Origin of the sequence: Nonomuraea sp. NPDC049637 (assembly GCF_040675235.1) — a bacterium.
Classification (GTDB): domain Bacteria; phylum Actinomycetota; class Actinomycetes; order Streptosporangiales; family Streptosporangiaceae; genus Nonomuraea.
In genome coordinates this window covers 214,573-239,425 of the sequence record NZ_JBFAOM010000004.1, presented here as the reverse complement: position 1 = coordinate 239,425, position 24,853 = coordinate 214,573, and the positions used below count along the sequence as shown (strand labels likewise).

Annotated in this window: 23 protein-coding genes and 1 pseudogene; 10 read left to right on the top strand and 14 right to left on the bottom strand. The window is 72.1% G+C overall.

Annotated elements, in window-relative coordinates:
- Positions 1-2: 2 nt before the first annotated feature.
- From AB0J71_RS07940 to AB0J71_RS07930, 3 genes are all read right to left on the bottom strand, one after another.
- Complete coding sequence (locus tag AB0J71_RS07940) at positions 3-659, bottom strand: methionine ABC transporter permease (RefSeq protein ID WP_352329100.1); 657 nt, start codon at positions 657-659, stop codon at positions 3-5.
- The gene (locus AB0J71_RS07935) at positions 656-1,618 is read right to left on the bottom strand and encodes an ATP-binding cassette domain-containing protein (RefSeq protein ID WP_352329102.1); all 963 of its coding nucleotides are present in this window, start codon (positions 1,616-1,618) and stop codon (positions 656-658) included. Before AB0J71_RS07935 ends, AB0J71_RS07940 begins: the two co-directional genes overlap by 4 nt.
- A 331-nt stretch (positions 1,619-1,949) precedes the next feature.
- Entirely contained in the window at positions 1,950-2,762 is an 813-nt protein-coding gene (locus AB0J71_RS07930; protein WP_364413342.1) for an SAM-dependent methyltransferase, read from the bottom strand.
- A gap of 39 nt (positions 2,763-2,801) precedes the next feature.
- On the opposite strand from AB0J71_RS07930, the gene AB0J71_RS07925 reads away from it, so the two are divergent.
- Complete coding sequence (locus AB0J71_RS07925; protein ID WP_364413340.1) at positions 2,802-3,221, top strand: MarR family winged helix-turn-helix transcriptional regulator; 420 nt, start codon at positions 2,802-2,804, stop codon at positions 3,219-3,221.
- A 97-nt stretch (positions 3,222-3,318) separates the two neighbouring features.
- Here the strand turns inward: AB0J71_RS07925 and lon are convergent, their stop codons facing one another.
- On the bottom strand, positions 3,319-5,679 hold the full coding sequence (gene lon, locus AB0J71_RS07920; RefSeq protein WP_352328119.1) for an endopeptidase La: 2,361 nt from the start codon (positions 5,677-5,679) through the stop codon (positions 3,319-3,321).
- 176 nt (positions 5,680-5,855) lie between these two features.
- Between lon and AB0J71_RS07915 the strand changes: the two genes are divergently transcribed.
- From AB0J71_RS07915 to AB0J71_RS07905, 3 genes are all read left to right on the top strand, one after another.
- On the top strand, positions 5,856-7,316 hold the full coding sequence (locus AB0J71_RS07915) for a histidine kinase (RefSeq protein WP_364413338.1): 1,461 nt from the start codon (positions 5,856-5,858) through the stop codon (positions 7,314-7,316).
- Positions 7,313-7,969 carry a response regulator transcription factor gene (locus AB0J71_RS07910; RefSeq protein ID WP_352328121.1) on the top strand — a complete coding sequence of 219 codons (657 nt, stop codon included), beginning with the start codon at positions 7,313-7,315 and terminating at the stop codon, positions 7,967-7,969. The genes AB0J71_RS07915 and AB0J71_RS07910 overlap by 4 nt, the downstream gene beginning before the upstream one ends.
- Positions 7,970-8,272: 303 nt before the next feature.
- Positions 8,273-9,634 (top strand): phenylacetate--CoA ligase family protein, encoded by a 1,362-nt coding sequence (locus tag AB0J71_RS07905; RefSeq protein ID WP_364413336.1) that lies wholly within the window; start codon positions 8,273-8,275, stop codon positions 9,632-9,634.
- Positions 9,635-9,651: 17 nt separating this feature from the next.
- Here the strand turns inward: AB0J71_RS07905 and AB0J71_RS07900 are convergent, their stop codons facing one another.
- Genes AB0J71_RS07900 through AB0J71_RS07875 form a run of 6 tightly spaced genes read right to left on the bottom strand, consistent with a single transcriptional unit; the run spans position 9,652 to position 15,485 of the window.
- The gene (locus AB0J71_RS07900) at positions 9,652-11,241 is read right to left on the bottom strand and encodes a fused response regulator/phosphatase (RefSeq protein WP_364413334.1); all 1,590 of its coding nucleotides are present in this window, start codon (positions 11,239-11,241) and stop codon (positions 9,652-9,654) included.
- Positions 11,234-12,916 carry an ATP-binding protein gene (locus tag AB0J71_RS07895; protein WP_364413332.1) on the bottom strand — a complete coding sequence of 561 codons (1,683 nt, stop codon included), beginning with the start codon at positions 12,914-12,916 and terminating at the stop codon, positions 11,234-11,236. Before AB0J71_RS07895 ends, AB0J71_RS07900 begins: the two co-directional genes overlap by 8 nt.
- Positions 12,903-13,904: an ATP-binding SpoIIE family protein phosphatase gene (locus tag AB0J71_RS07890; RefSeq protein WP_364413330.1), complete on the bottom strand. Its 1,002-nt coding sequence runs from the start codon at positions 13,902-13,904 to the stop codon at positions 12,903-12,905. Before AB0J71_RS07890 ends, AB0J71_RS07895 begins: the two co-directional genes overlap by 14 nt.
- The gene (locus tag AB0J71_RS07885; RefSeq protein WP_352330701.1) at positions 13,892-14,275 is read right to left on the bottom strand and encodes an anti-sigma regulatory factor; all 384 of its coding nucleotides are present in this window, start codon (positions 14,273-14,275) and stop codon (positions 13,892-13,894) included. Before AB0J71_RS07885 ends, AB0J71_RS07890 begins: the two co-directional genes overlap by 13 nt.
- Positions 14,276-14,283: 8 nt before the next feature.
- Complete coding sequence (locus AB0J71_RS07880; RefSeq protein ID WP_221762408.1) at positions 14,284-14,649, bottom strand: STAS domain-containing protein; 366 nt, start codon at positions 14,647-14,649, stop codon at positions 14,284-14,286.
- Entirely contained in the window at positions 14,649-15,485 is an 837-nt protein-coding gene (locus AB0J71_RS07875) for an STAS domain-containing protein (RefSeq protein WP_352330698.1), read from the bottom strand. The genes AB0J71_RS07880 and AB0J71_RS07875 overlap by 1 nt, the downstream gene beginning before the upstream one ends.
- 255 nt (positions 15,486-15,740) lie before the next feature.
- Here AB0J71_RS07875 and AB0J71_RS07870 point away from each other — a divergent pair, with 255 nt between their 5' ends.
- A complete protein-coding gene (locus AB0J71_RS07870) occupies positions 15,741-16,391 on the top strand; it encodes a biliverdin-producing heme oxygenase (protein ID WP_352330700.1) in 651 nt (216 codons plus the stop codon).
- On the opposite strand, the gene AB0J71_RS07865 is transcribed toward AB0J71_RS07870, so the two are convergent.
- Genes AB0J71_RS07865 through AB0J71_RS07850 form a run of 4 tightly spaced genes read right to left on the bottom strand, consistent with a single transcriptional unit; the run spans position 16,375 to position 20,387 of the window.
- Positions 16,375-18,381, bottom strand: coding sequence for an APC family permease (locus tag AB0J71_RS07865; RefSeq protein ID WP_364413328.1), 2,007 nt, complete (start codon positions 18,379-18,381; stop codon positions 16,375-16,377). The two genes, AB0J71_RS07870 and AB0J71_RS07865, sit on opposite strands and share 17 nt — an antisense overlap.
- Before the next feature lie 22 nt (positions 18,382-18,403).
- Positions 18,404-18,781, bottom strand: a complete 378-nt coding sequence (gene crcB / locus AB0J71_RS07860) for a fluoride efflux transporter CrcB (RefSeq protein ID WP_352330237.1) — start codon at positions 18,779-18,781, stop codon at positions 18,404-18,406.
- Positions 18,778-19,170, bottom strand: a complete 393-nt coding sequence (gene crcB / locus AB0J71_RS07855) for a fluoride efflux transporter CrcB (protein ID WP_364413326.1) — start codon at positions 19,168-19,170, stop codon at positions 18,778-18,780. The genes crcB (AB0J71_RS07860) and crcB (AB0J71_RS07855) overlap by 4 nt, the downstream gene beginning before the upstream one ends.
- A complete protein-coding gene (locus AB0J71_RS07850) occupies positions 19,170-20,387 on the bottom strand; it encodes an ammonium transporter (protein WP_352330241.1) in 1,218 nt (405 codons plus the stop codon). The genes crcB (AB0J71_RS07855) and AB0J71_RS07850 overlap by 1 nt, the downstream gene beginning before the upstream one ends.
- 224 nt (positions 20,388-20,611) lie before the next feature.
- On the opposite strand from AB0J71_RS07850, the gene AB0J71_RS07845 reads away from it, so the two are divergent.
- From AB0J71_RS07845 to AB0J71_RS07825, 5 genes and pseudogenes are all read left to right on the top strand, one after another.
- The gene (locus AB0J71_RS07845) at positions 20,612-21,544 is read left to right on the top strand and encodes an urea transporter (RefSeq protein ID WP_352330242.1); all 933 of its coding nucleotides are present in this window, start codon (positions 20,612-20,614) and stop codon (positions 21,542-21,544) included.
- A gap of 9 nt (positions 21,545-21,553) precedes the next feature.
- Complete coding sequence (locus AB0J71_RS07840; RefSeq protein ID WP_352330244.1) at positions 21,554-21,859, top strand: urease subunit gamma; 306 nt, start codon at positions 21,554-21,556, stop codon at positions 21,857-21,859.
- Positions 21,860-21,890: 31 nt separating this feature from the next.
- Positions 21,891-22,196, top strand: a pseudogene (locus AB0J71_RS07835) (urease subunit beta); the annotation flags it as partial.
- Positions 22,197-22,419: 223 nt separating this feature from the next.
- Positions 22,420-24,144 (top strand): urease subunit alpha, encoded by a 1,725-nt coding sequence (ureC, locus tag AB0J71_RS07830; RefSeq protein ID WP_352331102.1) that lies wholly within the window; start codon positions 22,420-22,422, stop codon positions 24,142-24,144.
- Entirely contained in the window at positions 24,141-24,812 is a 672-nt protein-coding gene (locus AB0J71_RS07825) for an urease accessory UreF family protein (protein WP_364389690.1), read from the top strand. The genes ureC and AB0J71_RS07825 overlap by 4 nt, the downstream gene beginning before the upstream one ends.
- The last annotated feature ends 41 nt before the right edge of the window (positions 24,813-24,853 follow it).

Below are 24,853 nucleotides of genomic sequence, written 5' to 3'. Positions count from 1 at the left end.
CCTTACTTATGTGAAATACGCCGAGCGACCCAGTCGCCCAGACTCTGCAGAATTTGCACGATGACGATGAGCAGGACGACGGTCACGATCATCACGAGCGTCTCGAACCGCTGGTAGCCGTAGCGCACGGCCAGGTCGCCGAGCCCGCCGCCGCCGACGGTGCCCGCCATGGCCGAGTACCCGATGAGCGCGACGATCGTGACGGTCAGCCCCGACACCAGGCCCGGCAGCGCCTCGGGCAGCAGGACCTTGCGCACGATGGCGGTCCGGCTCGCTCCCATGGCCTGCGCGGCCTGGACGACGTCGGTGCCGACCTCGCGCAGCGCCGTCTCGACCAGCCGGGCGAAGAACGGCACGGCCCCCACGGTCAGCGGCACCACCACGGCCGCGGTGCCGATCGTGGTCCCGATGACGAGCCGGGTGAACGGGATGATCGCGATCATCAGCACGATGAACGGCAGCGACCGCCCGATGTTGACGACGATCCCCAGCACGGACTTCAGCGCCGGCAGCGGACGCAGCCCGTCCCGGTCGAAGGCCACCAGCGCCACGCCGAGCGGCAGCCCGAACAGCACGGTGAACAGCGTGGCCCACCCCACCATCTGGGCGGTCTCCCACGTGGCCGGCCACAGCAGCGGCGCGATCTCTTCCCAGGTCATGCGGCCTCCCCCGCGACTTCGACGATCAGCCCCGACTCCCGCAGGAACGACAGCGCCGAGGACGACTCGGCGCCGGTCAGCGCCACCCGCAGGCGGCCGACCGAACCGCCGGCCAGGTCCTCGATCGAGCCGCCGAGGATGTTGACGTCCACGTCGAACTTGCGCGCCATCTCCGAGACCAGCGGCCGGCCCGGGTCACCGGTGAAGGTGAGCGTGACGGAACCGGCCGGAGCGGGCTCGGGCAGCGGGAAGATCTCCCTGGTCAGGCGGGACCCGGGCGTCCTGATGAGGTCGGCGATCGCCCCCGACTCCTCGATGCGGCCCCCGGCCATGATGGCGACCGAGTCGCAGACGCTCTTGACGACGTTCATCTCGTGGGTGATGAGCAGGATCGTCAGGCCCAGCTCGGCGTTGAGCCGCTTGAGCAGGGCGAGGATCGACTGGGTGGTGGCCGGGTCCAGCGCGGAGGTGGCCTCGTCCGACAGCAGCACCGACGGGTTGCCCGCCAGCGCCCTGGCGATGCCCACGCGCTGCTTCTGGCCGCCGGAGAGCTGGTGGGGGCGGTCGCCGCCGCGTCCCTGGAGGCCGACGAGGTCGAGCAGCTCGGCCACGCGCCGCTGCCGTTCGGCCCTGGGCACGCCCATGACCTCCAGCGGGAAGGCGACGTTGCCGGCCACCGTGCGCGAGGACAGCAGCGCGAAGTGCTGGTGGATCATGCCGATGCGCTGCCTGGCGCGGTTGAGCTCGCGGCCGGGCAGGGCGGTCAGGTCCTGCCCGGCGACGGTGACCGTGCCCGCGGTGGGGCGTTCGAGCAGGTTGACGCAGCGCAGCAGCGTGCTCTTGCCGGCGCCGCTCTGGCCGAGCACGCCGTAGATCTCGCCCTCGCGCACATGCAGGTCGACGCCGTCGAGCGCGACGGTCTGGCCGTACTGCTTGCGCAGGCCGGAAGCCTGGATCACGAAAATTTCCCCACGAGTGAGAGCGGCCGGGTGGCGGGCCGCTTCCTTGCACGAACAACACACGAACAACACACGGACAACACACGAACGTCGCCGTCGGAGCGGCGGGATCTAGTGGCTGCCGGGAGGGAAGGGCAGGTGGCTCAGCCTGCGCAGCACGAAGCAAAAGGTGTGGATCATGGTGACCTTCGAGGAGAACGGGCGGGATCTGGTCTCTAACGGGCCGGCATTCGCCCCATACGCATGCGACAACATATGGCGTCCCGGTGGGCGCGGTGGTCGTTCGCGTATGCCTCGTTCACGCCGGTGCTAACGCCGCCTTTACATACTCCTATTCCGGGGAATTGTGGTGATCTGCGTCACTCAGCACCGCGGTGAGGAAACCGCCGCGCGGGGCGGGGCGGCCGTACCGGCCGGCGAGGGCGGAGGCCTCGACCGTACGCGCCCGCCAGCCGCGGGCGGCCAGCCGGGCGACGACGTCCTCGCCCGGGCCGCCCTTCCAAAGGGTGGCGATCCGCCGCAGCTCGGGCATCGTGCGCACCCGCTCGGCGAGCACGGCGGCCGCGGCCGGGTCGTACTCGAAGGCGAGCCTGCTGCCCGCCGCCGACAGCGCGCCGACGCCGTCGAGGAGCCGCCCGGCCTCGGCCGGGCCCAGGTAGATCAGCAGGCCCTCGATCAGCCAGGCGGTCGGCCGGGCCGGGTCGAACCCGGCCGCGCGCAGGCGGCCCGGCCAGTCCTCGCGCAGGTCCGCCGGCACCGGGACGCGCTCGCAGCGCGCCGTCGCGGCCAGCCCGCGCAGCACGCCCTCCTTGAACGCCAGCAGTTCGGGCAGGTCGAGCTCGAACAGCCGCACGCCCGGCGGCCAGTCGAGCCGGTAGGCGCGGGCGTCGAACCCGGCGGCCAGCAGGACGACCTGGTCGCAGCCGGAACCGCTCAGGTGGTCGTCGAAGAACCTGGTCCTGAACACCAGGTGGGCGCCGAAGAGATCGCCCGCCCCGCTCCCCCGCCCCGCCTGCGGCGACCGGGCGTCCGCCGCCGCCACGAAGGCACTCGCGTACGGATCCTCGAACAGCCGGTCGGGCCGCTCGCTCTCGCGCGCCCGCAACCAGGCCGCGCCCACCGCCGTCCTCGCCACGCCGTTCATATCGCTGACGATACATCTCCAGCGATACAATCGGCCACCATGAACGTGGCACGACTGCGAAGGCTCGGACGGCGGCTGGTGGAGCTGTCGAAGACGGCGGCCGGCGAGACCAAGGGCCCGCCCCTCACCCCCGGCGAGGAGGCCGTCTTCGAGGACGTGCTGCGCCACCCGGGCGGCACCGTCGGCGAGATCCAGGCCAGGACGGGCTTCGTCCAGAGCCACGTGTCGGCCTCGGTGGCCCGGATGCGCGAGCGCGGCCTCGTCCGGACCGAGCCCGACCCCGGCGACGGGCGACGCACCCTCGTCACGCTGACGGAGCCGGCGCTGGCCGCGGTCCACCGCCGGGCGGCCAGGCCGGTGGAGGAGGCGGTGCACGCGGCGGTGGGCGACGACCCCGAGCGCGCGGCCCGGGTCGTGGCCCTGCTGGACGAACTGGAGGCGCTGCTCCTCACCGGCTGACCCCGCTTCGCCGGTGTGTTCGGGCCCGCCCCCGTACATGGAGCCGCCCCGCCGCATCCGGGAAGCCGGGTGCGGCGGGGCGGTGCCGGGTGCGGCGTCAGGCCGCGACCGTGGTGGCGACCTCGGCCGGGGTGAGCGCGATGTCGAGGACCTCGCGCACGTCGCTGACCGCGTGGATGGTCAGCTCGTTGCGCACCTCCTCGGGCACGTCGTCCAGGTCGGGCTCGTTGCGGGCCGGGATGAGCACCGTGGTGATGCCCGCCCGGTGGGCGGCCAGCAGCTTCTGCTTGACGCCGCCGATCGGCAGGACCCGCCCGGTCAGCGAGATCTCACCGGTCATGGCGACGTCGGCGCGGACCTGGCGGCCCGACAGGAGCGAGGCCAGCGCGGTCGTCAGCGTCACGCCCGCCGAGGGACCGTCCTTGGGGACGGCGCCCGCGGGGAAGTGCACGTGGACCGAGCGGTCCTTCAGCGCGGTGACCGGCAGCTCCAGCTCCGCGCCGTGCGAGCGCAGGTAGGACAGCGCGATCCGGGCCGACTCCTTCATCACGTCGCCGAGCTGGCCGGTCAGGGTCAGGCCGGTCTCGCCGGTCTCCGGGTCGGCCAGCGACGCCTCCACGTAGAGGACGTCGCCGCCGGCCCCGGTCACCGCCAGGCCCGTGGCCACGCCCGGCACGGAGGTGCGCTGGGTGGACTCGGGCAGCGACGACTCCGGCACGAACCGCGGCCTGCCGATGTAGCCGACCAGGTCGTCCGGGCCGACCGTGACGGGCAGCTCGTCCTTGGCCGCCACCTTGCGCAGGATCCTGGCGACCGCCCGCTCCAGCGAGCGCACGCCGGCCTCGCGGGTGTACTCGCCGGCCAGCCGCCGCAGCGCGCCGTCGTCGACCTTGACCTCCTCGGAGGTCAGGCCCGCGAGCTCCAGCTGCCTGGGCAGCAGGTGGTCGCGGGCGATGGCGACCTTCTCGTCCTCGGTGTAGCCGTCGAGCGTGACGACCTCCATGCGGTCGAGCAGCGGGCCGGGGATGGCCTCCAGCACGTTGGCCGTGGCCAGGAACAGCACGTCGGACAGGTCGAGCTCGACCTCCAGGTAGTGGTCGCGGAAGGTGTGGTTCTGGGCCGGGTCGAGGACTTCCAGCAGCGCCGCCGTCGGGTCGCCGCGGTAGTCGGCGCCGACCTTGTCGACCTCGTCGAGCAGGACGACCGGGTTCATCGAGCCGGCCTCGCGGATGGCCCGGACCACGCGGCCCGGCAGGGCGCCGACGTAGGTGCGCCGGTGCCCGCGGATCTCCGCCTCGTCGCGTACGCCGCCGAGCGCGACCCGGACGAACCTGCGGCCCATCGCGCGCGCCACCGACTCGCCCAGGGACGTCTTGCCGACCCCGGGAGGACCGGCGAGGGCCAGGACGGCGCCGCTGCGCCGGCCGCCCACCACGCCGAGGCCCTTGTCCTGGCGGCGCTTGCGCACGGCCAGGTGCTCGATGATGCGGTCCTTGACGTCGTCGAGGCCCGTGTGGTCGGCGTCGAGCACGGCCCGCGCGCCCGCGATGTCGTAGTTGTCCTCGGTACGCTCGTTCCACGGGATGTCGAGCACCGTGTCGAGCCAGGTGCGGATCCAGCCGCCCTCCGGGGACTGGTCGGAGGTGCGCTCCAGCTTGTCGACCTCCTTGAGCGCGGCCTCGCGCACCTTCTCCGGCAGGTCGGCGGCCTCGACGCGGGCCCGGTAGTCCTCCTCCTCGCTCTCGGCGGTGTCGCCGTTGAGCTCCTTCAGCTCCTTGCGGACCGCGGCGAGCTGCTGGCGCAGCAGGAACTCACGCTGCTGCTTCTCCATGCCCTCCTGGACGTCCTTGCGGATCGTCTCGGCGACGTCGAGCTCGGCGAGGTGCTCGCGCGACCACTCGACGAGCTTGGCCAGGCGGTCGGCGGGGTCGGGAGCCTCGAGCAGCTCGACCTTCTGCGCCGTGGTCAGCCAAGGGGTGTAGCCCGAGCTGTCGGCCAGCACCGAGGGGTCGTCGATCTGGTTGACCTGGTCGACGACCTGCCAGGCGCCGCGCTTCTGCAGGATGGTGGTGGCCAGGGCCTTGTACTCCTTGGCCAGCTCCTGGGCGCGCTCGCCGGCCGGAACCGTGTCGATCGTGTCGGCCTCGACCCACAGTGCGGCGCCGGGGCCGGTGGTGCCGGTGCCCACGCGCACCCGGTTGACACCGCGGACCACGGCGGCGGGCTCACCGCCGGGCAGCCTCCCGACCTGCTCGATCACCGCCTGGACGCCGACGGCGCCGTAACGGCCGTCGATCCGGGGAACGAGGAGGACCCGCGGCTTGTTACCACCGGACGCGCGGGCCGCGTCGATCGCAGCACGCACCTCGGAGTCGGACAGGTCCAGCGGAACCACCATGCCCGGCAGGACGACCTCGTCGTCGAGCGGCAGGACCGGGAGGATCAAGCTCTCACTCATGCGAACTCCAAAGGGTTGAGTTATACCGACTCAATTCATTGGAGCGCGCTGTTGTTCCCAACCTTGCCGATGTTCGCTCACGGCGATCGTAATGTTGTAAGCGATACCTGAGGGTGACGTCAGGATCAGACCTTGGTCTGACGCCCGGCCGCCCGCCTTTCCGTATTCTTGACCAGGTGAATCACCGTGCCCGGCGCTCCGCGCCCCTCGCCTTCCGGGGCGACGCGCGCACCGGCCCTCCGGAGTCGCCGGGAGGAGCGGCCGGGCGGTTCGCCGTGGCGTTGTGGCGGGCCTTGCTGGCCGTGCTGCGGCCCTTCACGCTCGCGTTGCTGACGGGCGGCGCCGATCCCCCGTCCCGGCCGCGTTCCCGGTGGCTGCGGATGCCGGTGCCCCGATGGCTGGCGCCGGTGGTCCCGGTGAAGACGTACAGCGTGGTGCAGATCGCCGAGCTCCTGCTGGGCGTGGAGCTGTTCGGCGTGACGCTGTCCACGACCCAGGAGTGGAACGAGCGGGCCGCCGCCACGCCCGGCGATCCCGCGCCGCTCTGGGGCGGCGTCGTCGTCCTCGCGGCCCTGGCCGCCGGCCTGCCCGTGGTGCTGCGCAACCGGTGGCCGCTGGCGGCCTGGCGGGCGGCGGCCGTGCTGGCCCCCGTCGCCGTCTGCGCCAGCCTCACGATCGGGCAGGACGAGGGCTACGCGCCCTACCCGGTCGCGGTGGGGGTGGCGTACCTGCTGGCGCTGTATTCCGTGGGCGTGCGCTGCGAGCGGCGGATCACGGTGGGGGCCGGGATCCTCACCGTCCTGTTGTGCCTGGCCGTCGACGTCGACTCGACGCCGGTGGTGGCCGGCGTGGCCGTGGTCGTCCTGCTGTTCGGCTACAACGTGCGCGCCCGGCGCAACGCCACGGCCCTGCTCGTCGAGGAGGAGCGGCGCACCCGGCAGGCCGAGGGCGCCCAGGCGGTGCTGGAGGAGCGCGCCCGCATCGCCCGCGAGCTGCACGACGTCGTGGCCCACCACATGTCGGTGATCGCCATCCAGGCCGAGGCGGTGCCGCTCAGGGCCGCGGGCGACGCGTCCCAGCTGGAGGCGGGGCTGGCCGAGATCCGCGCGTTGTCCCTGGAGGCCATCGACGAGCTGCGCCAGGTCCTCGGCGTGCTGCGCGACCCCGAGGGCCGCACCGACACCGCGCCGCAGCCCGGCCTCGACCGCCTGGAGGAGCTGGTGGCCAACGCCCGCAACGCGGGGCTGACCGTGGCGGTCGACCGGCGGCGGCCGATCGGGCCGCTGTCGCCCGCGGTGGGGTTGTCGGCGTACCGGATCGTGCAGGAGTCGCTCAGCAACGCGATGCGGCACGCGCCGGGGTCGAGCGTCACCGTCGAGATCGCCGCCGACGCCGGCACGCTGCGCCTGCGCGTCGCCAACGGCCCCGGCCGCTCCGCCGCGGCGGCGCCCGGCGCGGGCCAGGGGCTGGTGGGCATGCGGGAACGCGCGGCGCTGCTCGGCGGCACGCTCGACGCCGGGCCCACGAGGGCCGGCGGTTACCAGGTGAGCGCCGCGTTGCCGACGGAACCGCCGGTCGGGTCGCCAACGGGGTTGGGCGCAGGGCTGTCGATCGAGGAGAGGGAGGGCGCCGCGTGATCCGCGTGCTGATCGCCGACGACCAGGGGATGGTCCGCACGGGGTTCACCGTGTTCCTGAGCGGCCAGCCGGACATCGAGGTCGTGGGCGAGGCGGCCGACGGCCGCGAGGCGGTGACGCGGGCCGTCGCGCTGAGCCCCGACGTGGTGCTGATGGACGTGCGCATGCCGGTCATGAACGGGCTGGAGGCGACCCGGGAGGTGCTGGCGGCGTGCCCGGCGTCGAAGGTGCTCATCCTGACCACGTTCGACCTCGACGACTACGTCTACGAGGCGCTGCGGGCGGGAGCCAGCGGGTTCCTGCTCAAGGACGCCTCGGCGGCCCAGCTCGCCGAGGCCGTCCGCGTGGTCGCCGCCGGCGACGCGCTCATCGCGCCGGCCGTCACCAAGCGGCTGATCCACGAGTTCGCCCGGCTGGGCGGGCCGCGTCCGCCGTCGGGGAGGCGTCCGGAGGAGCTGACCGAGCGCGAGGCGGAGGTGCTCATCCTGGTCGCGCAGGCCATGTCCAACCAGGAGATCGCCCAGAAGCTGTTCGTGGCCGAGCAGACGGTCAAGACCCATGTGGGCCGCGTGCTGACCAAGCTCGGGCTGCGCGACCGCGCCCAGGCCATCGTCTTCGCCTACGAAACCGGCCTCGTCCGCCCCGGCGAGTGACCCGTCCCGCGAACGCTCGACGACCCGCCGGGCACGAGGGAGCTGGTCGAGGAGATCCGGCGCGGGTCACCACGCTTCCGCGACCGTCCGGACCTGGCCGGACTGGCTTACCTGTCGGCCTGCTCGACGGATTCCGCCATGTCGCCGGCAGTCTGTGGCCGCTCGACCCCACGCCGGCAGGCCCTGGCCCGTTCGTGCTGCCGTGGTGTCACCATGGGGCTGGAGACGATCGAATCTTGGAGGGAGGAGGCGTGGGGGCCGGTCCGGGGCGCGAGGTTCCGGGCGGTCGGCCACGCGTGCCCCATGGATCCCCTTGAGCTCTTTCACCAGGTGGCCGCCACCGTGCCCGCCTACCGTTCGTTCCTGGCCGAGCACGGTGTCGAGCCGGCGGACGTCACCAGCCTGGAGCGCTTCAGCCGGCTGCCGATGACGTCCAAGGACACCTACATCCGCCGCCACCCGCTCCCCGACCTCTGCCGGGACGGCGTGATCGGGGACATGATCGCCGTGTCGTCGGGCTCGACGGGGACGCCGTCGTTCTGGCCGCGTACGGTGGCGGACGAGCGGGTGATCGCCGCCCGCTTCGAGGAGGTCTTCCGTGACTCCTTCGGGGCCCGCGAACGCCGTACGCTGGCCGTGGTCTGCTTCGCCCTGGGCACCTGGGTGGGCGGCCTGTTCACCATCGAATGCTGTCGTCACCTGGCCGAACGCGGCTACCCGATCACCGTCGTCGCGCCGGGCACCGACCGCAGGGAGATCGCGCGGGTGCTGCCGGAGCTGGCGCCGCACTTCGACCAGGTGGTCCTGCTGGGCTATCCGCCGTTCCTGAAGAACGTCATCGACACCGAGCCGCTCCCCTGGGCCGACTGGAACGTCAAGCTGGTCACGGCGGGCGAGGTGTTCAGCGAGGAGTGGCGCACACTGGTGGCCGAGCGGGCCGGGATCGCCGACCCGGTGCGCGGCATCGCCTCCCTGTACGGCACCGCGGACGCCGGGGTGCTCGGCAACGAGACGCCGCTCTCGGTCGAGCTGCGCCGTTTCCTGTCCGGCCGTCCGGACACGGCCAGGGAGCTGTTCGGGGAGTCCCGGCTGCCGACCCTGGTGCAGTACGACCCGCGGGTGCGCTTCTTCGAGGAGCACGAGGGCACGCTGCTGTTCTCCGGCGACAACGGCGTGCCGCTGATCCGGTACCACATCGCCGACGAGGGCGGGGTGATCCCGTACGAGCGCATGATGGAGTTCGCCGGGCGGCACGGATTCCGGTCGCAGGTCGCCGGCCCGCGCCATCCGTTCGTCTACGTGTTCGGCCGCAGCCATTTCACGCTGTCGTACTACGGGGCGAACGTCTACCCGGAGAACATCGCGGTGGGGCTGGAGCAGCCGGAGGTCAGCGGGTCGGTGACGGGCAAGTTCGTGATGGAGGCGGCCGAGGACGCCGACCACGACCGGCAGCTGACGGTCACGGTGGAGCTGATGCCCGGCGAGAAGCCGACCGGCGAGGTCGCCCAGGCGGTGGGGGCCTCGATCTTGACCCAGCTCCTGCGGCTGAACAGCGAGTTCGCGAACTATGTGCCGGCGGCGCAGCAGCTGCCGTCCATCCGGTTGCGCGAGGCCGGGGACCCCGAGTACTTCCCGCCCGGGGCCAAGCACCGGTACACCCGCTGAGGCGCCGGTGCAACCGTTCAGGCCCCGCCGGAATCCGCGTCGAGCGTGCGGCGGACGACGACGAGCGCCACGTCGTCCTCGCGCGCCCCGAACGCCGCCAGCATGCGCTCGGCGAACTCCTCCAGGTCGTCCTCGACGGTCTCGGCGAGCTGCCTGGCCTTCTCCATGCTGTCGTCGAGCAGGATGTGCCGGTCCTCCAGCAGGCCGTCGGTGAACAACATCATCGTGCCGCCGGGCGGCAGCTTGAGCCGGTCGACCTGGTACCGCTCGGGCACCGCGCCGAGCAGCAGGTTGCCCAGCGTGTGGTACGAGCTGCCGGGCCCGGCGAACAGCGGCGGCATGTGCCCGGCGTTGGCCAGCTCGATCTCGCCGGTGGCCGGGTCGATGAGCATCAGGCACACGGTGGCGGTCAGGCCCCGGTGGTAGCGGCGCATCATCTGGTTGAGCAGGTCGAGGGAGGCGCTCAGGTCCACCTGGGCGATGAGCGAGGCGCGCAGGGCGTGGCGCACCTCGGCCATGACGGTCGCGGCGTGCAGGGAGTGGCCCTCCACGTCGCCGACGGCGACCAGCACGCGTCCGTCGACCTGCAGCACCTCGTAGAAGTCGCCGCCGACCTCGACGTTGTCCACGGCGGGCTGGTAGCGCAGCGCGACCTGCAGGCCGGGCACCTCGGGGATGCGGCTGGGCAGCAGGCTGCGCTGCAGGGTCAGCGCGATGTCGTGCTCCTCGGTGTAGGCGCGCAGCGCGCCCAGCGCCAGGGCCAGCTCCTGGCCGAGCTGGCGCAGCAGGTTCACCTCGTCGGCGTCGAGCGGTGAGACGGCCTCGACGCCGAGGTAGACCGGCGACGGCGAGTTCTTGGTGCGGCAGAGCACGCCGGTGGTGGAGTCCTCGGCGCGCACGTCGGGCAGCAGGCCCTCCCACTCGCTGGTGGCCAGGGTGAACACCCGGGCCCTGGTGGCGTCCTTCAGCGTCCGCTCGGACAGGCGGTCCAGCACGTCGGAGGCGGCGGGCTGGACACTGGCCGGCTCGCCGGGCCGGGCGCGGAAGCGCCGCACCCGCCCGTCGGGCAGCATGGCGAGCGTGCCGCTGTAGCGGCCGAGCACCTCGGCGGCGCCCTCGACGGCCACGGTCAGCAGCTCGTCGAACGTCTCGGCCTCGTTCATCCGCAACGTCACCTCGGCGAGCTTGGCCAGGCGCTCGGCCATCAGCTCGGCCCGCCAGCGCGCCCGGTAGTAGCGCAGCATGGCCTCGACGGTGGCGGCGAACTCGGTGGGCTCGATGGGCTCGCTCAGGTAGGCGTCGGCGCCGCGTTCCAGCCCCTCGGTGCGGTCGGCGGGGGTGATCGCGTTGGCCGACACCTGGATGACGGGGATGGAGGCGGTGGCCGGGTTGGCCTTGATCAGCTCGCAGACCTCGTAGCCGTTGATGTCGGGCAGGCGCACGTCGAGGACGACCAGGTCGACCTGGTTGGCGGCGAGCAGGCCGAGGGCCTCCTCGCCGCCCCTGGCCTCCAGCACCTGGTGCCCCGACCGTCGCAGCCAGCTCGACAGGATGTAGCGCTTGGTGGGGGTGTCGTCCACCACCAGCACGCGTGCGGACTCAGACATCCTGGTCCTCTCCAGCACCGCCGTCCTCGCCCTGGCGGGCGCTGCGGATGGCCTGCAGGAGTTGTTCCCTGCGCAGCCCGTGCTTGGACAGTACCGGCCGGTTGCCGGGGGCGTGTTGCGGGGCGATGGTCACGACGACGACCGGGATGTCGCTCAGCCGCTCGTCCTCGGCCATCTGGTGCAGCAGCACGTGGCCGTCCATGCGCGGCATGAGCAGGTCGACCAGGATCACGTCGGGCGGGGAGGCGGCCATGACCTCGAGTGCGGCGGCGCCGTCGGCGGCCTCGTCCACGTGCACGGCGAAACCGTAGAGCATGCGGCGGGCGCTGGCGCGGAAGACCTCGTCGTCGTCGGCGATCAGCACGCGCTGCACCTCCGGCGTGCCGCTCTGGTGCGGCAGCCGCAGGGTGGCGGTGGTGCCCTCGCCCGGCGTGCTGGTGAGATCCAGCGTGCCGCCCAGGGCCTCGGTGAGCCTGCGCGCGTAAGGCAGGCCGAGGCCGGTGCCCTTCGCCCTGACCTGGAGCGAGCCGGGAACCTGGTAGAAGTCCTCGAACACGCGCGTCAAGTGTTCCTCCGAGATGCCGATGCCGGTGTCCGTGACCGTGATGACGATCTCGCTCTTGGCTTCGTCGGCATGCGCGGCCAGCACTACCTGCCCGCTTTGAGTGAATTTGAGCGCGTTCGAGAGCAAATTGCGCAGGATTCTGAGCAGCATGCCCTCGTCGGCGTACAGCTCGGTGGCCTCCGGCGCGATCTCCTGGCTCAGCGTCACGCCGGCGCGCTCGCTGGTCGGCCGCATCGTGACGTGCAACTGCCCGGCCATCCGCGCCAGGTTGACCAGTGTGGGCTGCGGATCCAGGCGGCCGGACTCGGCCTTGGCCATGTCGAGCAGCTCGCTGACGAGTTCGAGCAGCGTCTGCGCCGAATCGCCGATGAGCCCGATCTGGTGGGCCTGCTCCTCGGTCAGCGGCTCGCCGCCCGGGCCGGTCAGCAGCCGGACCAGGCCGATGACGGAGTTCAGCGGGGTGCGCAGCTCGTGGCTGACGGTGGCCCAGAACCGGTTGCGCGCGTCGATGGTCTCGCGGAGCTGGGCGGACTTCTCGTCCAGCTCGGCGTACAGGGCGACGACTCCCCTGTTGGTCTCCTCCAGCTCGGCCGAGAGCTGGTTGTACATGGCCAGCACGCCGGTGTTGGTCTCCTGCAGCTCGGAGTTGAGCCGCAGCACGTCCTCCAGGGTCTCGGCCAGCTCCCTGTTCTGCTCGCGCAGCTCCTCCATGGCGCTGATCGGCGCCAGCTTGGCCAGGTCGGCCCGGATCGCCGCCAGCGGGACGGCGGTCGCCCGCGGCCGCAGCCGCTTGGTGATCGTGACGTGGCCGTCGCCGAGGGCGATGTCGTCGACGAGCCGGCCGGCCAGCGTCACGCCTTCGGAGCGGTCCAAAGCGGACGGCCTGGTGTGGCGGATGGTGATCGCGAGCACGTCGCGCCCGAGGGCGATCACGGCGGCGGCGTCCTTGCCGAAGGCCTCCCTGCCCACCTCGCTGAGGGCGGTGGCGACCCTGATCTGGTCCTGGGACTCCAGCCCGACCAGCTCGGCCGCGGCCCGGCCGAGGCGGCGCAGGACGAAGACGTCCTGGTCGGTTTCGAGCCTGACCCTGATGAGCTCAGTTTCCGCCATTGCCGGGCCTCACCGTCACCACGCAGGCGTCGTCGCGCCTGCTGCCCGCCTCGCGCAGCAGGCCCGCGGCGATGACCGCGGGGGTGCGCGCGAACAGCCCCGGTACGTTCCCGGGGTCCCATCGGTCGGTCAGGCCGTCGGAGTGCATCACGACGGTGGCGTACGGGGGGATCTTGTACTCGTACTGGCGGAGCGTGCGTCCCTGGTGGCCGGCGATGCCGGGCAGCGAGATCATGCCCTGCCGGCCGCCGGCGTCGGCGACCCAGCCGGAGACGTTGCCCAGCCCGGCGTAGGTGACGGTGTCCCGGCCGACCCGGGCGACCGCGACGGCGCCGCCGCGGGTGCCGCTCAGCCCGCGGTGCAGGTGTTCCAGGATCGCCAGCGGCTCCTGGTCCTGGACCTGCGCGAACAGCTCGATGGCGGTCTGCGCGGCGATGGCGGCGATGTGGCCGTGGCCGAGACCGTCGCACAGCAGCACCGTGGTGCTCTCGTCGTTCTCGGCGATGGCGTAGCCGTCACCGCAGCTGACCTCGTCGCCGATCGGCCGGGTCAGGCCGCTGGCGCGCAGCGGCGGGCCGGGCGTGTCCGCGGCGGTGAAGTGCATGACGAGCACCGTGCCCATGCCGGGCACCGAGTGAACGTCGTATCCGGTGGCGATGCGGGCGATGGCCCCCATCCCGATGCCGAGCGTGCCGGAGGTGGAGTAGCCGTCGCGCAGGGCGCGGGCCACGTCGGCCATGCCGGGGCCCTTGTCCACCGCGACGAGCTCGACGCTGGCCGGGTCCTCGGGGTGCGGCCGCACCAGGACGACGCCCTCCACGGCGTGCTTGACCAGGTTGGAGACGGCCTCGCTGACGGCCACGGCCGTCTGCCCGGTGCGGGTGGTGTCGAACCCGGCCGCCTCGGCCAGCTCGACCGCCCGCCGCCGGACGGCGCCGACGGCGCTCGGGTCCTCGGCGCGCACCCAGGCCGGGCTCACCTCGCCCACTTGGTCACCGTCACGGTCGTGCCCTTCCCGGGGGCGGAGAGCAGGTCGAACTCGTCGACCAGGCGGCGGGAGCCGCCGAGGCCGAGGCCCATGCCGCCGCCGGTGGTGAACCCGTCGGTGAGCGCCTTGTCCAGGTCGGGGATGCCGGGGCCCTTGTCGCTGAAGACCAGCTTCAGGCCCCGCTTCCTGCCGTTCTCGACGAGGTCGATGCGCACGTCGCCGCCGCCGGCGTAGACGAGCGCGTTGCGGGCCAGCTCGCTGGCCGCAGTGACGATCTTGGTCTGGTCCACGAGGGAGAGCCCGGCCTCGATCGCGAGGGTCCGCACGATCTGCCGGACCATCACGACGTCCGCGCTGCCCGCGATCGTCATCGTCTCGGTCACGTGGCGGCGCCCCTGACGTGGTCGAGGAGCGCCACTCCCTTCTCCAGGTTCAGCGCCGTGCGCACGCCGCCCAGCGACAGGCCCAGCTCGACGAGGGTGATCGCCACCGCGGGACGCATGCCGACGACCACCGTCTGGGCGTCCAGCATGCGGCACATGGTGGCGATGGTGGCCAGCATGCGGCCGATGAAGGAGTCGACGATCTCGACCGCGGTGATGTCGATGATCACGCCTCTGGCCCCGGTGGCGACGACCCGCTCGGCCAGGTCCTCCTGCAGGGCCAGCACGCTCTGGTCCTCCAGGTCGATCTGGATGGAGACGATCAGGATGTCGCCGAGCTTGAGTACGGGGACCCGGTCCATCAGGCGCCCTCCGCCCGGACGGCGATGCGGGCGTGCTTCGACTGCGTCACCTGCACGCCGCTGCGCTTGAAGGCGTGGGCGAGGGCGTCGGCCAGCGACGCCTTGGTGACGATGTCGCCGAACTCGATGCCGAGCGTGACGATGGTGTGCGCGATCTGCGGGCGGATGCCGGAGATGACGCATTCGGCGCCCATCAGCCTGGCGGCCACCACGGTCTTGAGGAGATGCTGGGCCACCTGGGTGTCCACGGCGGGCACGCCGGTGATGTCGATCACAGCGTGCTCGGCGCCGGTGTCGACCAGGGTCTGCAGCAGCTTCTCCATCACGACCTGGGTCCTGGCGGAGTCGAGGGTGCCGATCAGCGGCACGGCGACGATGCCCTCCCAAAGCTTGACCACCGGGGTGGACAGTTCGAGCAGCTGCTCGGCCTGGTCCAGGATGATCTTCTCGCGGGCGTCGGCGAAGGTCTCGAAGGTGAGCAGGCCGAGGTCGTCGATGAGCCGGGAGAACCAGATGAAGCCGCGCAGGGCCTCGGGCTCGCCGTCGGCCTCGATGACTTCGTACAGGGCCTCCTTGAGCCCGAAGACCGCGCGGGCGGTGTCGGCGGGCGCGTGGCCCGCGCGGGCGCGGGTCCGGGAGAGCTCCGCGAGCAGCCCGCGGACGTCGACGAGGTCTCCCTTGCCCTGATCGAGCGAGGACCGCAGGGCGCGGTAGATGTCGAGAAGCTCGTCCGACGGGGCCTTGGCGAGCTGTACCCAGCGGGCGAGGATCTGCTCCTCGTGCTCACGGAGCAGCTCTTCGATGCGTCGCCTGGCGACGTCGGCTTGGACGGTCAAGGATCACTCCTGGGTTGGCTAGCGAGTGACGGTGTCACCGTATGTTAGAGGGATTTTTCCAGGTAGCGGACCGTTTGACGCCCGCCACTGTGCGCGACGGGCGGCCCCGCCAGGCCCGCCCCCTTGAGCGCCGCCTTCCTGGGTAGATGAACGGCGGAGGCGAGTTTTGCTGACATGCTGTCGCCATCGCCTTGACGGAGCCTCCGAGGGTTGTGACACTGTGTCAGAAACATTCGCGCGAGTTGGGGAAGTGTTGTGACGACGTCGTTCTCCGAGACCTTGAGGGCCGCCACCTGGGGCGACCACGAGTCGGCCGAGTCCGAGGGCTACCTCGCCGAGCTGATGGCCGGCCGGTTGACCGAGCACGAGTACGGCGAGATGGTCGCCCAGCACTACTTCGCCTACCTCGCGCTCGACGGCGTCTCCAAGGAGCTGGCCGCCCACCCGGTCGCCGGCCGCTTCGTCTTCCCCGAGCTGTACCGCGAGCCCGCCCTGGAACGCGATCTGGCCACCATCTACGGCCCCGCCTGGCGCGAGCGCGTCGCCCCCTCCAAGGCCACCCGGACCCTCCAGGCCCGCATCCACCAGATGACCGACTGGCCCGGCGGCTACGTCGCCCACCACTACACCCGTTACCTCGGCGACCTGTCGGGCGGCCAGTTCATCCGCATGGAGCTGCAGAAGATCTTCGGCTACCAGCCCGGCGGCGGCGTCGACTTCTACATCTTCGACGAGGTGGGCAGCCTGCCGCGGTTCAAGAACGAGTACCGGGCCCGGCTCGACGCGCTCGGCGCGCAGCTCGACGAGCGCGAGCGGCAGCGGATCATCGGCGAGGTGCGGCTGGCCTACCAGCTCAACACCGAGGTCCTGGCCGAGCTCATGCACGTCGTCAGGGCCGCGGCGTAGCCTGCGCCGGGTCGTCGCCGCCGTCCGGCGCCTGGGCCAGGACGGCCAGGCGGGTGGGCAGCCGCGGCGGGCGCTCGGCGCGGCCCTCCCCCGAGGCCAGCCAGTAGGGCACCAGGGTGACCATGACCCCCGGGAGCAGCAGCAGCCGGTCCCGCAGCCGCGCGGTCAGCCGGTTGTGCAGGGCCGGCTCCCACCAGCGGCCGGTGACGTAGCTGACGATGTAGACGGTCACGATCTGGTCGGGGTGCAGCGCCAGCCAGTCGCGGACGTGCCGCAGGATCGGGCCGACGGCGGTCCGGTAGGGCGCCTCGATCATCCTCAGCGGCACGGAGGAGGGCGCGTAGTGCTCCCAGCCTTCACGCAGTTCGCGGGTCGCCTCCTCGTCGGTGCACACGTGCACGGCCTCCAGACCGGCCGGACGGGTGGCCGCGGCGTAGGCGACCGCCTGGAGCGCGGGGCTGCCCAGCCGGGAGACCAGCACCATGGCGTGGGCGCCGCCCGGCAGCTCGACCGGCGTGTCCGGCGTGGTGGCCGCCCGTACCTGGTCGTAGTGCCGCCTGATGCCCTTCATGAGCGCGAACAGCCCCGGGATGGCCAGGCAGACCAGCCAGGCGCCGTTCGCGAACTTGGTGATCAGCACGATCACCAGGACGGCGGCGGTGACCGTCGCGCCGGTCGCGTTGACGGCCTGCCGTCGCCGCACGCCGGGCGAGCGCGGGCCGGCGCGCTGCCAGTGCCGCACCATGCCGGCCTGGCTCAGCGTGAAGGAGATGAAGACGCCGATGATGTAGAGCTGGATGAGCCGGGAGCTGCTGGCGTCGAAGACGACGAGCAGCACGGCCGCGGCCGTCGCCAGCAGCAGGATGCCGTTGCTGAAGACCAGCCGGTCGCCGCGCTTGTGGAGCTGGCTGGACAGGTAGGAGTCGGCGGACAGGATCGAGGCCAGCATGGGGAAGCCGTTGTAGGCGGTGTTGGCCGCCATGATCAGGATCGCCGCGGTGCTGGCCTGCAGGAAGGCGTACAGGACGCCGCGGCCGAGCACGGCGTCGCCGATCTGGGCCAGGGCGGTGGGCTCGACGTACCCGGCGGGCATCCCGGCGAGCCGGCCGGGATGGTCGGGGTCGGTCATCCGCACGTGGGTCAGCAGAGCCAGCACGGTGATGCCGGAGAACATGGTGACCGACAGCACACCCATGATCGCCAGGGTGTTCGCCGCGTTCCTGCTCTTCGGCCGCCGGAAGGCGGGCACGCCGTTGCTGACCGCCTCCACCCCGGTCAGCGCCGTGCAGCCGGAGGCGAACGCGCGCAGCACCAGGAAGACGGCGACGAAGCCGACGGGCTGGTAGAGCGGCTCGATGGTGAAGCCGGCGCTGACGGCGCGGGGATGCTCGCCGGTGAGCAGCCGCCAGGCGGCGACCAGGAACAGCAGGTAGACCGAGGCGATGAAGGCGTAGGTGGGCACCGCGAACCCGCGGCCGGACTCGCGGGTGCCGCGCAGGTTGACCAGGGTGAGCAGCGCGACGCAGGCCACGCTCAGCGGCGCCGACCAGCGGTCCAGGCCGGGCGCGTAGGAGGTGATGGCGTCCACCCCGGCGGCGACGGAGACGGCGACGGTCAGCACGTAGTCGACCAGCAGCGCGCTGGCGGCGACCAGGCTGGCGTTGACGCCCAGGTTCTCCCGGCTGACGACGTACGCGCCGCCGCCGCCCGGGTAGGCGTAGCAGGTCTGCCGGTAGGACACGACGATGATCACCAGCATGGCTGCGATGGCCGCGGCGATCCAGCCGGTCACGTGCAGCAGGGCGAGGCCGCCCAGGGTGAGGGCCATGATGATCTGCTCGGTCGCGTACGCCACCGACGAGATCGGGTCGCTGCAGAAGACCGGCAGCGCCAGCCGCTTGGGCAGGAGCTGCCGTTCCAGGTGCTGGGTCCGCAGCGGCCGGCCGACCAGGGCCCGCTTGGCCCGCTCCCACGGGGAGGCGGTGGTCATGGGCGTTCCCGCCTCCTTCCGGTCAGCCGGCGATCGCCCTGCCGAGCAGGTAGCCGAGGCTGACGACGGCCAGGCCGAGCACCAGGTTCATGGCGATGTTGGCCAGCGCCCGGCCGGTGGACCCGGCGGCCAGCATCTTCCAGGTGTCGGCGCTGAAGGTGCTGAAGGTGGTGAGCGCGCCGCAGAACCCGGTGCCGACCAGCGACAACACGGCCGGCGGCAGGGTCCCGTGGGAGGCGATGCCCATCAGGACGCCGAGCACGGCCGAGCCGATGACGTTGACGGCCAGCGTGCCCCAGGGCATCGCCTTTCCGGCCGCCCTGGTGACGCCGGCGTCCACGAGGTAGCGGGCCGGCGCGCCGATCAGGCCGCCGACGAAGACCACCAGCACCAGGATCATCGGCGGCTGCCCAGCCGCAGGCCCGCCCAGACGGCCAGCAGGCCCAGGACGACGCTGAGCACCAGGTAGAGCACCGCCCAGCCGGCCGCGCCGCCGACGGTGAGCTCGCGGACGCCGTCCACCAGGTGCGAGAAGGTGGTGAAGCCGCCCAGGAAGCCGGTGCCGAGCAGCGCCTTGACCGGCATCCGGTGCAGCGGGTGGCGGGTCAGCTCGCCGGTGAGCAGGCCCATCAGCAGGCAGCCGAGGACGTTGACCACCAGCGTGGGCCAGGGCAGCGGGTGGTCGGCGCCCATCAGCGTCTGGGTGAGCAGGTGGCGGGCGACCGCGCCGACGCCGCCGCCCACCCCGATCAGGACGAGCGCGCGGGCCGGATGACGGGTGGCGGCCATCAGTCCTCCGTCCCGAGCTGCGCGTCGGTGCCGGCGAGCTGTTCGGCCTCGGTCTCGTGCATCCGGCAGAGCCGGTCCACGACGCGGCCGATGAGGTAGGTGACGACGAAGGAGTAGAGGCCGACCACGACGATCGCGGCGAGCTGCTTGAGCAGCAGCTCGATCGGGCCGCCGTACAGCAGGCCCTTGGTCCTGGTGGCGCTGACGCCGGTCGCGAGCAGGCCGATGAGGGCGGTGCCGACGATGCCGCCCGCGCCGTGCACGCCGACGACGTCGAGGGTGTCGTCGTAGCCGAGGACGAGCTTCCAGGTGACCGCGTACGACACCACGACGGCGGCCACGATGCCGATGACCAGGGCGCCCTCGGCGTTGACGAAGGCGCAGGCGGGCGTGATGGCCACCAGCCCGGCCAGCGCGCCGGTGGCCGAGCCGAGCCGGGTGAAGTGCCGGTAGCGCAGCCACTCCAGGACGAGCCAGGTCAGCATCCCGGCGGCCCCGGCGATCATGGTGGTCAGGAAGGCGTTGACCGCGATGCCGCCGTCGGCCATGGCCGAGCCGGCGTTGAAGCCGAACCAGCCGAACCACAGCAGGCCCAGGCCGAGCATGACGAACGGGATGTTGCTCGGCCGGGGCGGCTCCTTCCTGCGGAAACGCACGCCGGGGCCGAGCGCGAGGGCCAGGGCCAGGCCGGCCATGCCGGAGTTCAGCTCGACGACCAGGCCGCCGGCGAAGTCGAGCACGCCCCACCGGCTGATCCAGCCCTGCCGGTCGAACACCCAGTGCGCGACCGGGAAGTACACCAGCGTCACCCAGACGACGGAGAACACGATCCACGGCCCGAGCCGGGTGCGCCCGGCGACCGAGCCGCTGATCAGGGCCACCGTGATGATGGCGAAGGTGAGCTGGAACAGCGCGAAGGCGTAGGTGGGGACGCGGCCGTGCAGCATCGTGGGCGTGATGTCGGCGAAGCGCAGGTCGCCGAAGCCGATCACCCCGGCGCCGCCCACGTCGGGGCCGAAGACCAGCCCGTAGCCGTAGCCGAACCACAGGATCGTGACCAGAGCGATCGAGACGAAGCTCATGAAGAGCATGCTCAGCACGTTCTGGGCGCGGACCATGCCGCCGTAGAAGAAGGCCAGTCCGGGCGTCATGAGCAGCACCATGGCGGCGCTCACGAGCACCCAGGCCGAATCCCCGGTGTTGAGCCCTGGCGGCATCGCTCGGCCTCCCTCCCTGTCCCCAGACAGAGATGATCGGGCGCACCGGAGGCAAAACTCCCTGGTCAACCGCCTTTGCCGGGGATGTGCATTGTTGAGGCGCTCTTAGTCCTCGACGGCTTTCGCAAAGAATGTCCATCGAACCGCCGCCGCCGCGTGGCCCGCCCGTCGCAGGGGAATGTTGCCGCACGTCAACCCCGGTGCCGGCGAGAGAGGCAGGCGGAATGCGCGCCGAGATGCCCGACCTGCCGCTCGCCACGCTCCGCGGCGTCAGCCAGGTGGACCTGCAGAACAACCTGGGGACCGCGATCTGCTTCGTCGTCGCGCTGCTCGCCGCCGGATGGCGCTTCGCGCTGTTCGGCCTGGTCGGCGCCGCCGTGAGCACGCTCACCGCCTGGTTCCTCGGCGCGGCCAGGGAGAGCGTGACCGCCGGGCTCGAAGGGTTCAACGGCACGCTGATCGGCGTCGCGCTGGTGCTGTACTTCCAGGCGCGGTGGATCACGCTGCTGCTGGTCGTCGTCGGCGCGATCATGGGCAGCGTCCTGACGTCGGCGCTCAAGGTGCTGCTCGGGCCGCACGACCTGCCGGGGCTCACCGCGCCGTTCTGCGCGGTGGCCACGATCATGGTGGTCGGCGGCCCGGCCTACGAGCGGGTCTGGCGCCGGCACGTCCTGGCGGCGCCGCCGTCGGCGACGTCCCCGGGGACCGCGGTGACGTTCGCCGACCTGTGGCAGGGGCTGCTGAACGGCGTCGGGCAGGTGTTCTTCCAGGGCAAGTGGTACGTCGGCCTGATCTTCCTGATCGGCCTGGCGTTCGCCGGGTGGCGGGTGGCCGGGGCCGCGCTGGCCGCCAGCGCCGTCGGGATCCTGGTGGCCGTGCTGCTCGGCGCGCCCGCGGCCGACATCGGCGCCGGTCTGTACGGCTACAACGCGGTGCTCACCGGCATCGCGCTGTGCTGCGCGTTCGTCGTGCCGACCGTTCTCGGCCTGCTGTACGCCCTGGCCGGCGTGGTGTCGGCGACCGTGCTGACGGCGTTCGTCGGCTACCTGTTCGCGCCGGTCGGCGGGCACACCCTGACCTGGCCGTTCGTCCTGGTCACCTGGATCTTCCTGGCGGCGGTCCCGGCGTTCTCCGGCGTCCGGCGCGCTTCCACCTAAGGAGAGCTCATGAACCTCGCACCGCGCGAGATCGACAAGCTGCTGATCTACGTCGTCGCCGACCTGGCCGCCAAGCGCCGCGAGCGCGGCGTGAAGCTGAACTACAGCGAGGCGGTGGCGCTGATCAGCGTCGCGGTCCTGGAGGCCGCCCGCGACGGCAGGACGGTGGCCGAGTGCATGGAGCTCGGCAAGCAGGTGCTCGGCGCCGGGGACGTCATGCCCGGGGTGCGCGAAATGCTCAAGCTGATGCAGGTCGAGGCGTCGTTCAAGGACGGCTCCAAGCTCGTTTCCTGCCACGACCCCATCGGCGGCTGACACCGCCGCGACCAGAAAGGAGCGGTTCGCCATGACGGACACGGACCGGATCATGTACGGGGACGAGCCGATCGAGATCAACGCCGGTCGCGCCACGGTGACGCTGACCGTGCGCAACACCGGCGACCGGGCCATCCAGGTCGGCTCGCACTTCCACTTCTTCGAGGCGAACCGGGCGCTCAGCTTCGACCGCGAGAAGGCGTACGGCATGCATCTCGACATCCCGGCCGGCACCGCCGTACGCATCGAGCCGGGCGACACCCACCAGGTCACGCTGGTGGAGTTCGCCGGCGGCATGCGCGTCGTCGGCTTCGCCGGCCTGGTGGACGGCGGCCTGCGGGCCAGGGACAGCCGCACCCGCGCCCTGCGCCGCCTGGCCGAGCTGGGGTACGCCGACCAGCCGGAGCCCGGGGCCACGGTCCGCACCCCGGGCGAGGAGCCGCCCGCGCGCGAGGCGCCCGCCAGGAAGGCCGCCGCCAAGGAACCCGCCGCCAAGAAGGCCGCCCCCAAGGAACCGGCGGCCAAGAAGCCGGCCGCCAGGAAGAAGAAGGCCTGAGCCGATGAGCACCATGAACCGCAAGCAGTACGTCGCCATGTTCGGCCCGACCGTGGGCGACCGGGTGCGGCTGGCCGACACCAACCTGGTGATCGAGATCGAGAAGGACCACACGGCCGGCTTCTACGGCGACGAGGCCGTCTACGGCGGCGGCAAGACCGCCCGCGACGGCATGGCGGCCGACCCGGGCTCGCAGAACGCCACGATCGCGCTCGACCTGGTGATCACCAACGCGGTCGTGCTGGACCCGGTGCTCGGCGTCGTCAAGGGCGACATCGGCATCAAGGACGGGCGGATCGTCGGGATCGGCAAGGCGGGCAACCCGCACACCCAGAACGGCGTGGACCGCCGCCTGGTGATCGGCGCCGGGACCGAGGTGCTGGCGGGCGAGAACATGATCGCCACGCCGGGAGCGATCGACCCGCACGTGCACCTGATCGCGCCGCAGCAGGCCGAGGCCGCGCTCACCAACGGCATCACGACGCTGATCGGCGGCGGCACCGGCCCCACCGACGGCACCCGCGGCACCACCTGCACGCCCGGCCCGTGGAACATCGGCCGCATGTTGCAGGCCGTCGAGGCGCTGCCGGTGAACATCGGCATCATGGCCAAGGGCAACGGCAGCCTGCCGGCCGCGCTGGCCGAGCAGATCGAGGCCGGGGCGTGCGCGCTGAAGGTGCACGAGGACTGGGGCTCCACCCCGGCGGTGGTGGACTGCGCGCTGCGCATCGCCGACGAGTACGACGTCCAGGTGGCGCTGCACGCCGACAGCCTCAACGAGGCCGGCTACCTGGAGGACACGATCAGCGCCATCGACGGCCGGGCGATCCACACCTTCCACACCGAGGGCGCGGGCGGCGGTCACGCGCCGGACATGATCCGCATCGCCGGCGAGCCGAACGCGCTGCCGTCCTCGACGAACCCGACGCTGCCGTACACCATCAACTCGGCCGACGAGCTGCTGGACATGGTGATGGTCTGCCACCACCTCAACCACGACATCCCCGAGGACGTCTCCTTCGCCGACAGCCGGGTGCGGGTGGAGACCATCGCGGCCGAGACCGTGCTGCAGGACATGGGCGTGATCAGCATGTTCTCCTCCGACTCCCAGGCGATGGGCCGGATCGGGGAGACCTTCACCCGCGCCTTCCAGACCGCCCACCACTGCAAGGACCAGCGCGGCCGGCTGCCGGAGGACTCCGAGCGCAACGACAACGCGCGGGTGCTGCGCTACCTGGCCAAGCTGACCATCAACCCGGCCCGGACGACCGGCATCGCCGAGCACGTCGGCTCGCTGGAGGACGGCAAGCTGGCCGACGTCGTGCTGTGGCCGTTCACGTCGTTCGCGGCCAAGCCGGCGCTGGTGGTCAAGGGCGGCCTGATCAACTGGTCGCAGATGGGCGACCCGAACGCCTCGCTGCCCACGCCGCAGCCGGTCTACTACCGGCCGATGTTCGGCGCGATGGGGATGGCGCAGCGCAAGAGCAGCGTGACGTTCCTGCCGGACGCCGCCATCGCCGCCGGCGTGCCGGCGCGGCTGGGCCTGCAGCGGCTGATCGCCAAGGTGCGCCACACCAGGACGGTGGACAAGCGGCACATGATCCGCAACAACGCGCTGCCGCGGATCACCGTGGACCCCGAGACGTACAAGGTCACGGTGGACGGCGAGCACGCGACCATCGCGCCGGCCCGCGAGCTGCCGCTGAACCACCTGTTCTTCCTGGCATGAGCCTGCTCGCCCAGCTCCAGCTCACCGACTCGGCCTTCCCCGGCGGCCTCTACACGCTCTCGCACGGCCTGGAGGCGTACGCGCAGGCCGGCCCGGTGGACGTCGCCGCGCTGCTGGAGGACCTGCTGCTGCACGCGGCGGGGCCGGGCGACGCCACCGCCCTGGTCCTGACCCACCGGGCGGTGACGGCCGGCGACTGGGACGCGGTGACCGAGGTGGACCGGCGGCTGCACGCCGTCAAGCTCGGCCGGGAGATCCGGGCCGCCGCCACCAGGACCGGCAACCAGGTCCTGCGCACGGCCGTCCTGGTCTTCGCGACGCCGGCGCTGGGCCGCCTGTCGGAGCTGGTGGAGGCCAGGGTCACGCCCGGCAACCACGCCGTCGTGCTGGGCACCGCCTACGCCGGGCTCGGCGTCCGGGAGGCCGACGCGGTGACCGGCGACCTGTACGCGTTCGCCGCGAGCTGGGTCAGCGCCGCCGTACGGCTGCGCCTGCTGGACTTCCGCCAGGCCCAGGCCACCCTGCACGGCGCGGCCGGCGCGATCGGGCGGGCCGCCGAGCGCGCCCTGGCCGCCAGCGGCCCGCTCGACCTGCACGCCGCGACGCCGCTCGCGGACACGATGAGCGCCGCCCACGAACGGGCCGAGGCCCGGCTGTTCACCACCTGACAAGGGAACGGCCGGGGCCCGGCTGTCCACCACCTGAGAAG